This window comes from Pseudarthrobacter scleromae (genome assembly GCF_014644515.1).
GTDB classification, from domain to species: Bacteria; Actinomycetota; Actinomycetes; order Actinomycetales; family Micrococcaceae; genus Arthrobacter; species Arthrobacter scleromae.
The window spans coordinates 375,171-390,232 of sequence record NZ_BMKV01000005.1; the positions used below are offsets into that span (position 1 = coordinate 375,171).

8 protein-coding genes are annotated in these 15,062 nt (G+C 61.7%); 6 read left to right on the forward strand and 2 right to left on the reverse strand.

Annotation, left to right across the window (positions count from 1 at the left end; translation table 11 throughout):
- Positions 1–31 precede the first annotated feature (31 nt).
- From IEX33_RS15005 to IEX33_RS15020, 4 genes are all read left to right on the forward strand, one after another.
- Positions 32–1,780, forward strand: coding sequence for an ABC transporter ATP-binding protein (locus IEX33_RS15005; RefSeq protein WP_188731474.1), 1,749 nt, complete (start codon positions 32–34; stop codon positions 1,778–1,780).
- The gene (locus tag IEX33_RS15010; RefSeq protein WP_308421985.1) at positions 1,777–3,795 is read left to right on the forward strand and encodes an ABC transporter ATP-binding protein; all 2,019 of its coding nucleotides are present in this window, start codon (positions 1,777–1,779) and stop codon (positions 3,793–3,795) included. Before IEX33_RS15005 ends, IEX33_RS15010 begins: the two co-directional genes overlap by 4 nt.
- A gap of 294 nt (positions 3,796–4,089) precedes the next feature.
- Positions 4,090–4,620 carry a HEPN domain-containing protein gene (locus IEX33_RS15015; RefSeq protein ID WP_188731476.1) on the forward strand — a complete coding sequence of 177 codons (531 nt, stop codon included), beginning with the start codon at positions 4,090–4,092 and terminating at the stop codon, positions 4,618–4,620.
- A complete protein-coding gene (locus tag IEX33_RS15020) occupies positions 4,617–6,266 on the forward strand; it encodes a hypothetical protein (protein WP_188731478.1) in 1,650 nt (549 codons plus the stop codon). The genes IEX33_RS15015 and IEX33_RS15020 overlap by 4 nt, the downstream gene beginning before the upstream one ends.
- Before the next feature lie 193 nt (positions 6,267–6,459).
- Here the strand turns inward: IEX33_RS15020 and IEX33_RS15025 are convergent, their stop codons facing one another.
- Positions 6,460–8,793, reverse strand: a complete 2,334-nt coding sequence (locus tag IEX33_RS15025; RefSeq protein ID WP_188731480.1) for an nSTAND3 domain-containing NTPase — start codon at positions 8,791–8,793, stop codon at positions 6,460–6,462.
- A 400-nt stretch (positions 8,794–9,193) separates the two neighbouring features.
- Here IEX33_RS15025 and metH point away from each other — a divergent pair, with 400 nt between their 5' ends.
- The gene (gene metH, locus IEX33_RS15030; protein ID WP_188731482.1) at positions 9,194–12,856 is read left to right on the forward strand and encodes a methionine synthase; all 3,663 of its coding nucleotides are present in this window, start codon (positions 9,194–9,196) and stop codon (positions 12,854–12,856) included.
- Positions 12,857–12,886: 30 nt separating this feature from the next.
- On the forward strand, positions 12,887–14,119 hold the full coding sequence (locus IEX33_RS15035; protein ID WP_188731485.1) for a saccharopine dehydrogenase family protein: 1,233 nt from the start codon (positions 12,887–12,889) through the stop codon (positions 14,117–14,119).
- Between the two features lie 23 nt (positions 14,120–14,142).
- Here IEX33_RS15035 and IEX33_RS15040 read toward each other — a convergent pair whose 3' ends face one another.
- The gene (locus IEX33_RS15040; RefSeq protein ID WP_229675419.1) at positions 14,143–14,967 is read right to left on the reverse strand and encodes an alpha/beta fold hydrolase; all 825 of its coding nucleotides are present in this window, start codon (positions 14,965–14,967) and stop codon (positions 14,143–14,145) included.
- Positions 14,968–15,062 lie beyond the last annotated feature (95 nt).

Sequence of the window (15,062 nt, forward strand, 5' to 3'; positions counted from 1 at the left end):
CCTCTTGTGGACACTGTGTCAGGAGCCGCCCATGCTCTGGAAGCTGCTTGTTGAATACTTGCGGCCGCACCGCACGCTGCTGCTCGCCGTCGTTATTTTCCAGCTGGCACAGTCCGTCGCGTCCCTGTACCTGCCCACCCTGAACGCGGACATCATCGACGAGGGCGTGGCCAAGGCGAACATCGGCTACATCCTCAGCCTGGGTGCCGTGATGTTGGGGATCACCCTGCTGCAGATCGTGTGCGCGGTGATCGCGGTGTACTTCGCGGCGAAGGCGGCCATGGGCGTGGGCCGGGACCTCCGCGGCGCGATCTTCAAACGCGTGGGGGAGTTCTCCGAGCAGGAAGTCACCAGGTTCGGCGCACCCAGCCTCATCACCAGGTCCACCAACGACGTCCAGCAGGTCCAGCAGCTGGTGCTTATGTCCGCCACCATGCTGGTCACCGCGCCCATGCTCAGCATCGGCGGCGTGATCATGGCCGTGCGGCAGGACGCGCAGCTGTCCTGGCTGATCGCCGTCGCCGTCCCGGTGCTGCTCACCGCCGTCGGCCTGATCACCGCCCGGATGGTGCCGCTGTTCCGCAAGATGCAGAAGCGGATCGACACCGTGAACCGTGTCCTCCGCGAGCAGCTCACCGGCATCCGCGTGGTCCGCGCCTTCGTCCGCGAGGACATCGAGACGGAACGCTTCGCCCGTGCCAACGAGGACGTCACGGACACCGCCCTCCGCGCCGGCCGGCTGATGGCGCTCGCGTTCCCGGTGGTGATGCTGGTGCTGAACGTGTCCAGCGTGGCCGTGATCTGGTTCGGCTCGTTCCGCATCCAGGACGGCTCCATGCAGGTGGGCACGCTCATCGCGTTCCTGAGCTACCTGATCCAGATCCTGATGTCCGTCATGATGGCCACGTTCATGGCCGTGATGATCCCGCGCGCCGCCGTCTCCGCGGACCGGATCGGCGAGGTGCTGCGCACCGAGTCGAGCGTCCGGCCGCCCGCCAACCCCCTGAGCAGTGCTGTGTCTCCCGACGGGCGGCGCCGCGGCGAGTTGGAAATGCGCGACGTCGGATTCGCCTACCCGGGTGCCGACCAGCCCGTCCTCTCCGGCATCAGCTTCACCGCCAGGGCGGGGCAGACGACGGCGATCATCGGCAGCACCGGCTCCGGCAAGACCACCCTGGTGAACCTCATGCCCCGGCTGTTCGACGCCACGGAAGGCTCGGTGCGGATGGACGGCGTGGACGTGCGCGAGCTGCACCCGGACCTGCTCTGGGGGCACATAGGCCTGGTCCCGCAGCGGCCCTACCTGTTCAGCGGCACGGTGCGCAGCAACCTGCTCTACGGCAAGCCGGACGCCACCGAGGACGAGCTCTGGACTGCCCTGGAAATCGCCCAGGCCAGGGACTTCGTGGAGCGGATGGACGAAGGACTGGACGCGCCCATCAGCCAGGGCGGCACCAACGTCTCCGGCGGGCAGCGGCAGCGGCTGGCCATTGCCCGGGCCCTGGTGAAGCGGCCCGAGCTGTATATCTTCGACGATTCCTTCTCCTCTCTGGACACCGGCACCGACGCCCGGCTCCGCCAGGCCCTCAAGCGCAGCACCGCCGGCGCCACGCTGGTGATCATCGCCCAGCGCGTCTCCAGCATCGTGGATGCGGACCAGATCCTAGTGCTCGACGACGGCAGGATCGTGGGGCGCGGAACGCACAGTGAGCTGCTGGAGACGTCGGAGACGTACCGCGAGATCGTCTCCTCCCAGCTGGCGGCGGAGGAGACGGTATGAGCCGCCAGCCCTCGCCCGGAACCGGCACCAAAGCCGCACCCGCCTCCGCAACCGGAGGCGCCGGCGTCGTACGCATTCCCCGTCCGGTGGGCGGACCGGGAAGGGGCGGGCCGTTCGCGGGAATGAACGTCCCGGCGGAGAAGGCGATGAACTTCTGGCCGTCCGCCAAACGGCTACTGGGGAAGCTGCGGCCGGAGCGGGCGTGGCTGCTGCTGGTGTTCGTGACGGCGGTGGCCGGGGTGGCGCTCTCGGTGATCGGACCGCGGCTGCTGGGGGAGGGCACCAACCTGATCTTCGCCGGGGTGGTGTCCCGGGAGCTGCCCGCCGGGGTGAGCAAGGAGCAGCTGATCGCGCAGCTGCGGGCGTCCGGGGAGGGGCAGCGCGCGGACATGCTCAGTGCCATGAACCTGACGCCGGGGCAGGGGATCGACTTCGCCGCGCTGGGCAATGTGCTGACGTGGGCGCTGGTGCTGTATGTGCTGTCGTCGGCGTTTATGTGGGTGCAGGCGTATGTGCTGAACGGGGTGGTGCAACGGACGGTGTTCGGGCTGCGCGGGGAGGTCGAGGCGAAGATTCACCGGCTGCCGCTGCGGTATTTCGACTCGATCCAGCGCGGCGAGCTGCTCAGCCGGGTGACGAACGACGTGGACAACATCTCGCAGAGCCTGCAGCAGACCATCAGCCAGGCGGTCACGTCCGTGCTGACGGTGCTGGGCGTGCTGGTGATGATGTTCATCCTTTCGCCCACGCTGGCGCTGATCGCGCTGGTGACCATTCCGCTGACGCTGGGGATCACGGCGCTGATTGCCAAGCGCTCGCAGAAGCTCTTTGTGGCGCAGTGGAAGAACACAGGTGAGTTAAATGGGCAGATCGAGGAAACGTATACCGGGCATGCGCTGGTGAAGGTGTTCGGCCGGCAGCGCGAGGTGGAGGAGCGGTTCCGGCAGAAGAACGCGGAGCTGTATGAGGCGAGCTTCGGCGCGCAGTTCATTTCCGGGCTGATCATGCCGGCCATGACGTTCATCGGGAACCTGGTGTACGTGGGGATCGCGGTGGTGGGCGGGCTGCAGGTTGCGTCCGGCGCGATGCAGCTGGGCGATGTGCAGGCGTTCATCCAGTACTCGCGGCAGTTCACCATGCCGCTGGCGCAGCTGGGGTCCATGGCGAATGTGCTGCAGTCAGGGGTGGCGTCGGCGGAGCGGGTGTTCGAGCTGCTGGATGAATCTGAGGAATCGGAGGATCCTGCCCCTTCTGCCGGGCCGGTGTTCGGGCGGGGGCGGCTGGTGTTCGAGGACGTGTCCTTCTCGTATTCGCCGGACAAGCCGCTGATCTCCGGGCTGTCTTTGGTGGCGGAGCCGGGGCAGACGGTGGCGATTGTGGGGCCCACCGGGGCGGGCAAGACCACGCTGGTGAACCTGATGATGAGGTTCTACGAGCTGGATGCGGGGCGGATAACGCTCGACGGCGTGGACGTCACCTCGGTGCCGCGGCGCGAGCTGCGCTCGCGGCTGGGGATGGTGCTGCAGGATACGTGGCTGTTCGGCGGGACCATCCGGGACAACATTGCGTATGGTCGCCCCATTGCTACTGAGGACGAGATTCTGGAGGCGGCGCGGGCGACGTATGTGGACCGGTTCGTGCGGTCGCTGCCCGACGGGTACGACACCGTGCTGGACGACGAGGGCGCCAACGTGTCCGCGGGGGAGAAGCAGCTGCTGACGATCGCGCGGGCGTTCCTCGCGCAACCGTCGGTTCTGATCCTGGATGAGGCGACGTCTTCGGTGGACACCCGGACCGAGGTGCTGGTGCAGAAGGCGATGAGTGCGCTGCGGTCCGACCGGACTTCCTTTGTGATCGCGCACCGCCTCTCCACCATCCGCGATGCCGACCTCATCCTGGTGATGGAGGCCGGCCAGATCGTGGAGCAGGGCACGCACGCGTCGCTGCTGGCTGCCGGCGGAGCGTATGCGCGGCTTTACGAGGCCCAGTTCGCGGCTCCGGCGGCGGAGGTGTAGCTCGATAGAAACAGGGTGCCCACAGTTCTGCCTGTTGCATGTTTAGCCAAGTTAGGTGGAGTCGTATGTGTGTGAAGCCGCGCTGACTCCGTAGCCTCGTTAAGGATCTTGCAACCATCGTCAGGAAAAGTGACGCACATATTCCTAATGCCAGTCAGTGCATACAGAGTGCTTGGGAAGGTAGGGCACGCCGACCATCGGCTCAGTCCACACAGTCATAGCGGCTGGTTGCGATGCACTCTGAAAGACACGGGTACGATCAAGCTAAAGAATCACGTATGCAGGAGGAATGACGTGGCGCTAACAGCCTTGGAGACACGTCTTCAAAGAGTCAGCAAAGCTCCCTCAAAAATGTTGGAGCTCTGGAAGGAAGGCGTGACAATCGAGGCGGCACTGTCGCGGCCTCTGGACGACGTTATGGCACAAACTGTCGCCGACCGTCTTGATCTCGCTGATGAGTTCATCGACATGGCTGAACGTCTTATGCGATCGAGATTTGATATGTCGCGCCCCGCTATAGCTAGGTACTACTACGCAATGTACCACTCGATGCGGGCTGCATCATTTCAAAGCCTAGGTGGGGACGATCATGAGCAGCACACGGTGTTGTCCCAGAAGGGCGTACCAAATGATTATCCGAATCAAAGTCTTGCAAGCAATGAACTTAAGAACGCGCGCTTACTACGCAACGAAGCCGATTATGAGCAATATCCAAAGGCTAGTTCTTACTTCAAAGCTGCGGCAAGGGACCTACGTCCAGTCGCGCTGGCGTTTGTCCAAAATTCTAGACATTATGTCACTTCGAAGGGCAATCCCTACTCATGAGAAAAACAGCGATCACAATTGATGAAGCTCTTCGCACGGTCTTCGCTCGTGAGGGGATTGAGCTATCTTCGATTGAATTAAAGCCATACCCTGATGAAATCAACGTCGTTGTATACGTCAAGGCATCTGATTTTCCTCGAGCTGTGGATATTTCTGGCAGTATAGAAAACGAATTCCAAGACGAAGACTCCCTGCCAATATTTCTGGTGATTCGAAAAGTCAATGAAACTGGTCCAGTATCTAAGGCGAGTCAGCTTACGGGGATGAATGATCCTCGCGTTGATGACCTCATACGCTTGATCAGCGCAAAGTCGCGCGTCTCAAGCGTGGAGCCCAGCCTCGTCTACGTTCCCGATGCGAGAGCAAGCCTTTCTACTGTTACAGCAAGCCGGCATCATCTCGTGTTCGGTCGCCGTGGAGCTGGAAAATCTGCTTTGATGATGGAGGCGCGCAGGCAGCTTGTTGGTGAGGATGCAGTGATGTCTTGGACGAACGTCCAAACCCTCCGGCATGAAACACCTCAACGAATTTTCCTATTCATCCTTGACGATATTTTCAGTTCAGTGATTGCGGAGCGGCAGATGGTTTCTGCGCGCTCGTCGCTGGCGTTAACTCTCACTGAAATGCACGAACAGATACGCTCAATGTTGGCCAAGGATGTTACCTCAACTGATGAGGCTCAGCGGCTAGTCCCTCGTGCTCAGCGTGCACTTGCCCAATACCTAGGGGTTGAGGGTGTACGGGTCTTCGCCTTCATTGATGATTTTTACTACGTGCCCAGGGATACGCAGCCGCTACTCTTGGACATGATCCACGGTGCTGTGCGCGACTCGAATATTTGGTTGAAGATCGCTTCAATCCGACATCTTACAAATTGGTGGCAAGCGTCCCCGCCGATGGGGCTGCAGAGCGGTCAGGACGCCGACTTGATTGACTTGGATGTGACGCTACAGGATCCAGAAAAAGCAAGTAATTTTCTCGAAGGAATACTGGCGGAATACGCGCGCCGCGTGGGAATCTCAGCGCTTTCACGCATTTTCACCAGGTCTGCACTTGACCGACTAGTCTTGGCGTCCGGGGCAGTCCCGAGGGACTACATGGTGCTAGCTGTGAGCGCCATAAACCGGACGCGGCGACGGGTGAATGCTCGGGCTACTGGTGTCCAAGACGTCAATCAGGCCGCAGGGGATGCCGCAAGCTCAAAAATACAGGAACTTGAAGAGGACATGGCCGTGAATAGCGGGGTCGCCGAGCGAACTCTCTTGACGCTCAGGAAGGTCAGAAGTTTCTGTCTGGACGAAGAGTCCTATACGTACTTTCTGGTTGCATATCGAGACAAGGAACAGGCCCCCAAGCTATACAGTCTCCTGACGGATCTAATGGATGTCCGAATGATTCATCTTGTAGACTCAGGTGTCTCAGATGCGCATCAGGCGGGTTCGCGCTTTGAAGCTTACATGTTGGATCTGAGCCAGTTTTCCGGGTCACGGCTCAAACAGCGAATCACTGTACTTGACTTTGAAGACGGTCACTTTGTGAGCAAACAAACTCGAAGTGGCGTAGCCCCACAGCGTGGGGGGACTTCTTTGCAACTGATTGGACTTCTTCGAAAAGCCCCGGTGTTGCCTCTCAAGCGACTCTTGTAGTTGACCGGACATAGATAAGGTGTTTCACGGAGCGCCCACGCCCCGAAGAGTCGGTATCGTCCGCAGGGCTTCTCCTTGTTACAAGTCAACAGGACGGGTATTTGAGGAGTAGTCGACTGTAGGAAGGTCGACCCGCAAGTTTCGTGAGCGACCTGTACGAGCAAACATTGACTTAGCAGCGTGAGCTTCCCGTTCAAGCAAGCTTCAGAAAGAGTTGCCGGAGGTCCTCGTCCGTGCCGTCGAGGTCCTGTGACGACCGCTTCGGATTCCAGCCAGGGGAGTCATAGTCAGGTTGTGAAGACCCCTTAATTTCATCGATACGTTCCTGGATTGAATCGAGGTAGACGGGGACGTTCAGTTGTTCAGCGACTGAAGCCAGTTCGTCGAGCATGGATTGCATCAGTTCAGCGTCGGGGCTCTGTTGTCGGATTGCGTCCTCCTCCCAGTCAAGAGCTTGTTGCAGGTTATGGTCGCCCGCTTCTTTGTACGGTCCGTTCCGAAACCAGGCAGGGACGCCCTCGTAGGCCAGAAGTTCACTCGATTGAGTCACATTTTCAAATGCCTTGTCCAGCAAATGAGGAATCGCGGCCAGAGTCAAGGCTGGAGCATTCTCGGATGCAAGGTATGAGGCCAGACGGAAGAGTTGTGGAGCATCCGGCGCTGCCCTGCCATCCAAAAGTTCGTCGAGAATCACTAGTTGGCGTTGAAGAAAAGCAATACTGCGTGATAAATCAAACGGAGAGTCAAAGACGATGGCAGCGACTTCCGTCAAAGCAATAAGCCGTTCAAGATGGGATTCTAACGACCAGTGTCCAGATTCGCCTTTAGCCAGTGCCTCCGATCGTTTCAGCTGCCGGTTGATCTTGCGAAGGCTCTCCTCGCGCTCGGCGTTGTTGATCTGCTTGACTCCCGTGTCGCGAACGAGCTGGTCCAATTCCAGCAGATGATGAGAGAGACTCTGCTTCAATTGGGATCGCGGGGTCTGCAATGGTTCGGAGAGACGATCTTCCAGATAGCCGGACAAACGAAGGAGATAGGCGAGCTGACCGCAATCTGCCAGGCTGCCCAGCACCGCTTGGAGATAGTGTGGTTCTTCTATTCGGCGAAGTAGGAAGTCTCTTCGGCTGGCGTCGAAGAGTGAGACGAAGGCGACTGGACCGGATGTGGGATACAGGCGAATCCAGGTTGACTCAAGAATCTTCAATGCAGGAATCCAGTCACGTTCGTCGGTGATCGATACTGCTAGGCGAAGCTCGTCAATCCGCATATGCGTACCGGGGTGTGCCGCTAGCTGCAACAAAATATCGACGGCCAAGCGAGGCAATTGCTGAAAGCTTCCAGACCAAATCAGGTCAGGGTTCGCTAATGCTCCAAGCATTGCCGTATAGAACTCATCAACGGTCTTGTGTTTAGTTAATAGGGTAACGGATTCAAGTATTCGCGGATTGAACCCTCCATGGTCGACAACTTCCCTGTATCGCATATCAGTAGATAGCTGAGTGCGCACGTTTTCATCTTCGAAGCCAAAATATAGGTGATTGAAAAGCATTTCTGCCTTATTTTGCCGACTGACAGCTGAAAGTTCAATGCGGAGTTTTGACCCGTTATCCGCCATTCGCCTCAAGCGATCATCGCTTCCTGTTATAGCTGCACCAAACAATTGTTCGCGGCTAGTCAAAATAACTCTGGATCTTCCTCCGTGGCGACGAACGGCATCTAGGAGACTGGATATTTCACCGCCTTCGTTCTTGTGCAGTTCTGCGGTGCTTGCCTGACCGAGAAAGTCATCGTAAAAGAAGATGATCCTTTCTTCATCGTCGCGGATCTGACGCCAAGCTTTATCGACGTCAGAAGTTATATTGGCAACACGCCAACCGTTGTGCCAGTGAGCCAGTAACAACATCTCGGCAATGGTGCTTTTTCCCACCCCTGGAGGCCCGGTGATTATCAGAGAATTGGTTTCATCGAGGATTCTTAGTGCTTCGCCGTATGCCGGGGTATGGACGTAAAGGCGAGCTCTTTCCACTACCCGATGGACCAACTCTTCGCTTCGTTTCCAAGCGCCTCCGTTAACCAAGCGGTCCAAAGCGGTGGAGCTGCACAACCATAATTTAAAGTGCGTCTCTTCGACCCGCCGATTATCGGTTAGTACTTGGTTCAACTTGCCTTTATGCCAGATTTGGATGCTTGTGGTGTCCAACTCGGCAAGCTCATTTAGAATTTCTAACTCTGCATCAGGACTCAACGCCGCTGAGACTACGAACAGGTATTGGGCGAGCTTGGTTCCCTCAAGCTTTTCCACTTCCTTGCGGGCAGCTGCTTTCAGGGCTGCCTTAGTCGCATCAGGTCTATGTTTGCACTGTGCCACTATTGGAAGTTTGTGAGTCGTGGCATCGCGTAGGTCAATCCCGCCATCGGGCCCTATAGCAAAAGTCACCATCTCCAGCCCTAGGTGGGCATTGACTAGATCCCGCACAAAGACTTCAAAATCAATGGGTGAGAGCGAGCGGAAGTCATAGTCAGGCATAAGCAAGATCCTAGTCCTTGCCACTACTAATAGATCTCCTCGACGAGCAAGTCCTCCCGTAGGCACACGACTGGAATACGCCCGAAAGTCGATGGAGCGGCTGATGACGCTGCCGTGCGCACGTACGGCAGTGAGGACGGCTTATCGTCGTGGGAATCAAATCGTGGGCGATGCCGGCAAACACGGTGCCGGAGCCCTCTGATGTGGCGGGGACGGTGCTGGAACTACCGGATGACGGAGAAGCCGGGGGAAGAGGAATGCCACCTTACGTATCCGCACTTCATTCCCTCGGCTGTAGGCGTGGTTCTCGCGGGCATCCCACGAGAACCACCCTCCCCCGCCGTCGTAGCACACTGACATACGAAGCAATGTTTCGGCGTGTCGCCCGTAACCTGTTTAGATGCCTCGTTTTGCGCTTGATATTGAGTCCGTGCCCTGCCCTGCCCGTTCGCAGGAACTCCTGGACGCCGTGAACCACCGGGTCGTTATTGCCGATGGCGCGATGGGCACGATGCTGCAGGGCCGGGACCTGTCGCTCGAGGACGACTTCCAGGGCCTGGAAGGCTGCAACGAGATCCTCAATGACACCCGCCCGGACGTCCTCGCGGATATCCATGACGCCTACTTCGCCACGGGCATCGACGCCGTCGAAACCAACACCTTCGGCGCCAACTGGTCCAACCTCTCGGACTACGGCATCGACGACCGCATCGAGGAACTCGCCCGCAAGGGTGCCCAGATCGCCCGCGACCGCGCCGAAGCGGCAGAAAAAACAGACGGGCGCATGCGCTGGGTCCTGGGCTCCATGGGCCCGGGCACCAAGCTCCCCAGCCTCGGCCACACCACCTACGACTACCTTAAGCAGACCTTCGCCCTGCAGGCCGAGGGCCTCATCGACGGGGGAGCGGACGCCTTCCTCATCGAGACCAGCCAGGACCTCCTGCAGACTAAAGCCGCGGTCAACGGCTGCAAGCAGGCCATCGTGTCCCGCGGCATTCGGCTCCCCATCTTCGTCGAGGTGACCGTCGAGACCACCGGGACCATGCTGATGGGCTCCGAGATCGGCGCCGCGCTCACCGCGCTCGAGCCGCTCGGCGTCGACGCCATCGGCCTGAACTGCGCCACCGGCCCGGACGAGATGAGCGAGCACCTCCGCCACCTCTCCAAGCAGTCCTCCGTCGCCATCGCCTGCATGCCCAACGCCGGCCTGCCCATCCTCGGCGCCAACGGCGCGCACTACCCGCTCACTCCCACTGAACTCGCCACCGCACACGAACAGTTCGTGCGCGAATTCGGCCTGGGCCTGGTGGGCGGCTGCTGCGGCACGACGCCGGAGCACATGGCCGCCGTCGTCGAACGCCTTGCGCCCTTCCGCAACGCCGCCAGAGGCACCAACACGGCCGCCGCCGGGGACGGCAAGACACAGCCCGCCCGCGTCCCCACCGAGCGGGAAGCCGGCGTCGCCTCCCTCTACCAGCACGTGAATTTCGACCAGGACGCCTCCTACCTCGCCATCGGCGAACGCACCAACGCGAACGGCTCGAAGGCGTTCCGCCAGGCCATGCTCGAGGAGCGCTGGGACGACTGCGTGGACATCGCCCGCGAGCAGATCCGCGTCGGCGCGCACCTGCTGGACGTCTGCATCGACTACGTGGGGCGCGACGGCGTGGCCGACATGAAGGAGATCGTGTCGCGTTTCGCGTCGGCCTCCACCCTCCCCCTCGTCATGGACTCCACCGAACCGGCCGTACTTCAGGCCGGGCTCGAGCACATCGGCGGGCGCCCGGTGGTCAACTCCGTCAACTACGAGGACGGCGACGGCCCGGACAGCCGCTTCGCGCGCATCATGCCGCTCGTGAAGGAACACGGCACCGCCGTGATCGCCCTGACCATCAACGAAGAGGGCCAGGCACGCACCACTGAGGGCAAGGTGGCCATCGCCTCCCGCCTCGTTGACGCCCTGGTGGGCGAATGGGGGATGCGCGTCGAGGACATCATCGTCGACTGCCTGACCTTCCCCGTCGCCACCGGCCAGGAAGAAACCCGCCGGGACGGCATCGAAACCATCGAGGCCATCCGCCAGATCACCGCGAAGTACCCCGGCATCAACACCACGCTCGGCGTCTCCAACGTGTCCTTCGGCCTGAACCCCGCAGCGCGCGTCGTCCTGAACTCCGTGTTCCTGCACGAGGCCGTGCAGGCTGGCCTGACCAGCGGCATCATCGACGCCGCCAAGATCGTGCCGCTCGCCTCCCTGCCGGAAGAACAGCGCAAGGTGGCCCTGGACCTTGTCTGGGACCGCCGCGAATACGATGCCGACGGCAACACCACCTACGATCCGCTGGCCATCATGCTGGACATGTTCGCCGGCGTCGACACCGCAGCGCTCAAGGACCAGCGCGCCGCCGAACTCGCGGCGCTGCCCACGGGCGCCCGCCTGGAACGGCGCATCATCGACGGCGAGGGCAAGGGCCTTGAAGAGGACCTGGACCTGGCGCGCAGCGAGGGCATGACCCCGCTCGGCATCATCAACGACCACCTGCTCGAGGGCATGAAGGTGGTGGGCGAGCGCTTCGGCGCCGGCGAGATGCAGCTGCCGTTCGTGCTGCAGTCCGCCGAGGTGATGAAGAACGCCGTCGCCCTGCTCGAGCCGCACATGGAGAAGTCGGATTCCTCCGGCAAGGGCACCATGGTGATCGCCACCGTGCGCGGCGACGTGCACGACATCGGCAAGAACCTGGTGGACATCATCCTCACCAACAACGGCTACAAAGTGGTCAACATCGGCATCAAGCAGGGCATAGCGGAGATCATGGCCGCAGCTGAGGAACACAACGCGGACGTGATCGGCATGTCCGGCCTGCTGGTGAAATCCACCGTGGTGATGAAGGAAAACCTCGCCGAGCTGCAGTCCCGCGGCCTGGCCAAGAAGTGGCCCATCATCCTCGGCGGCGCAGCCCTCACCCGGGCCTACGTGGAGCAGGACCTGGCCGAGCAGTTTGACGGCGTGGTCCGGTACGCCAAGGACGCCTTCGAGGGCCTTTCCCTCATGGAGCCGCTGGTCCGCGTGGCCCGCGGCGAATCGCCGGACGACGTCGGCCTGCCGCCTTTGAAGAAGCGCATCCACAAAGGCGGCGCGAAGTTCACGGTGACCGAGCCGGAAGCGATGCCCGGCCGGTCCGACGTCGCCACCGACAATCCCGTGCCCGCCCCGCCGTTCTGGGGCACACGCATTGTGCGCGGCGTCTCGCTCCACGACTACTCAGCATTCCTCGACGAGCGCGCCACGTTCATGGGGCAGTGGGGGCTCAAGCCCGGGCGCGGCGAGGACGGCGCCTCCTACGAGGAACTGGTGGAACGCGAGGGCCGGCCGCGCCTGCGCTACTGGCTGGACCGCATCCTCGGTGAGGGCATGCTGGACGCGTCCGTCGCCTACGGCTACTTCCCCGTCGTCTCCGAGGGGGAGCAGGTGGTGGTGCTGCACCACGGGGAGGATCGCGACGGCGTCCTGGGCACTGCGGGGCTCCTCGCCCCGGACGGTGGTTCAGGCGGTCCGATCGGCACCGACCGGCTGAGCTTCGATTTCCCGCGCCAGCGCCGAGACCGGCACCTGTGCCTTGCCGACTTTGTGAAGTCCCGCGAATCCGGGCAGATCGACGTGCTGCCGGTCCAGCTGGTCACCGCCGGCTCGAAGATCGAGGAGTTCACCTCCAAAATGTTCGCCGCCAACCAGTACCGCGACTACTACGAGCTCAACGGCCTGGTCATGCAGCTCACCGAGGCGCTGGCCGAGTTCTGGCACGCCCGCATCCGCAAGGAGCTGGGCTTCGCGGCCGAGGAGCCGAAGGACACGGCAGGGTATTTCAAGCTCGACTACCGCGGTGCCCGGTTCTCGCTCGGCTACCCCGCCTGCCCGGACATGGAGGACCGCCGCAAGGTAACGGAGCTTCTGAAGCCGGAGCGGATGGGCGTGATCCTCAGCGACGAGCTGATGCTGCACCCTGAGCAGTCCACGGACGCGTTCGTGTTCCACCACCCGGAGGCGAAGTACTTCAAGGTGTGAGTGCAGTTGCCGCTGTGAAAGGCTGCAGTTATGGACACCTCATCTCGGGAGTATGACCTCGTTCTCTATGGAGCGACGGGTTTCGTTGGCAGGCTGATCGGCGCCTACATCGCCGAGCATGCACCGGCCGGTCTCCGGGTTGGACTCGCGGGCCGGTCCACGTCCAGGCTCGAGGCGGTTCGGTCGCAGTTGCCGGCCGCGGCGCGCGGATGGGCAATTATCGAAGCCGACTCGGAGGATGCGGACTCAATCGCCGCCCTGGCTGCGAGCACACGCGTGCTCTTCACTACCGTCGGTCCCTACGCGAAATACGGACTGCCCGTCGTCGAGGCCTGTGCCGGGGCCGGTACCCATTACGCCGACCTCGCCGGTGAGGTGTCCTTCATCCGGGAGGCGATCGATCGCTATGACGCCCTGGCCAGGGCGACCGGGGCCAGGATCGTGCACTCCTGCGGCTACGACTCCGTGCCGTCCGACCTCGCCGTACTGCTGCTGCATCAGGCGGCAGAAGCCGATGGCGCTGGCGGTTTGGTCGAGGTCCAGCTCGTTGCTAAGGCCAAGGCCGGCATCAGCGGCGGCACACTCGAATCGATGCGCGGGCAGCTCGATGCGATGCGATCGAGCACCGCCCTACGGACATTAGCCGCGGACCCCTACGCCCTGAGCCCCGACCGCACCCGGGAGCCGACAACACCACAGCCGCCTGACACAGGTCCTGTGCGCCGTTCCGCTGACGGCACCTGGACCGCACCTTTCATCATGGCCCCGTTCAACACCCGGATAGTGCGCCGCAGCAACGCACTGCAGGGCTGGGCCTACGGCCGCTCCCTTCAGTACGGCGAGGTGATGGGGGTGGCCCCCGGGCCGGCAGGAGCGGTCATAGCCAGGGCAATGGCACTCGGGCTCCGGGCATTCACGGGCGCGATGGCCTTCCCGCCCACCCGCAGGGTGCTCGACCGCTTTCTTCCGGCCCCGGGGACGGGTCCGAGCACCAGCACGCAGCGCGCGGGCTGGTTCCACTCCCAGGTGAGCGCCCGCACCGAGCACGGCCAGCGTTACCAGGCGATTGCTGCTGGCCCCGGTGATCCCGGCTATGCCGCCACCGCCGTGATGGCAGGAGAGACTGCACTCGCTCTTGCCCTCGACGGTGACCGGCTGCCGCCCGCGAAAGGGTCGCTGACACCGGCCACCGCACTCGGCAACCTGCTCACAGAGCGACTCCGCGCGGCCGGCCACACGTACCAGGTAACCAAACTCGCCTGAACCCGGATCCTGCAGGTCACCTGTCAGGAGTGGGTGTCGAGGTAGTGCAGAATCGCCCGGGCCGTTTCCTCCGGGGCGCTGACATGGGGGCAGTGTCCGGTGGCCTGGAGCTGCACTATGGTGCTGTGTTCCAGATTCTCGTGCAGGTAGGCGCCCACTTCCGGCGGGGCAAGCCGATCGTTGGAGCACTGCAGAATCAGGCAGTTGGTGTGTAACTTTTTCAGTTCAGGGCGGGTGTCGGAGAAAAAGGTTACCCCGGCGAAGTGCCGTGCAATAGACGGATTTGTCTGACAGAAGCTGACGCGCAGGTCCTCCGCTAATTCCGGCTCCTGCGGGTTGCCCATCACCAGCGGCGCCAAGGCCGCGGCCCAGGCGAAATAGTCGCTGTCCAGGGATGCCAGCATGCCCTCGATGTCTTCCCGCGAAAAGCCGCCCACGTAGCCGTCGTACGGGTCATCCGTATGACGGGGTGAAGGAGCAAGCAGCACCAGGTGGGAGAAACGGTTGGGGTCCTGCACTGCGGCGATCACGGCGATCATCGTGCTGACACTATGGCCCACCAGGATGACGTCCTCAAGTTCAAGGGCGGCGCAAATCTCCAGCAGGTCCGACGCGTACCCGTTCAGGGACCCGTACTTCTCCCAGTCATAGGCGCTGATGTCGGAGTGCCCTGCACCTACATGGTCAAAAAGCACCAACCGGTAATCATCAACGAAATAGGGCAGCAGCTTCCGCCACATAGCCTGATCGCAGCCGAAACCGTGGGCAAACATCATGACAGGCCCATCATCCCGGCCGGATATGGTGACGTTGTTCCGGCCGATTACGGCAGCAACTGCTTCCATCACGTTCTCACTGACCCTCCGTCGGGTGGCGTCCTGTCCCAGACTATCCACGGGAAATAGCGAATCCTAGGGATCCTCCTTTATGACCTTCAAGGCGA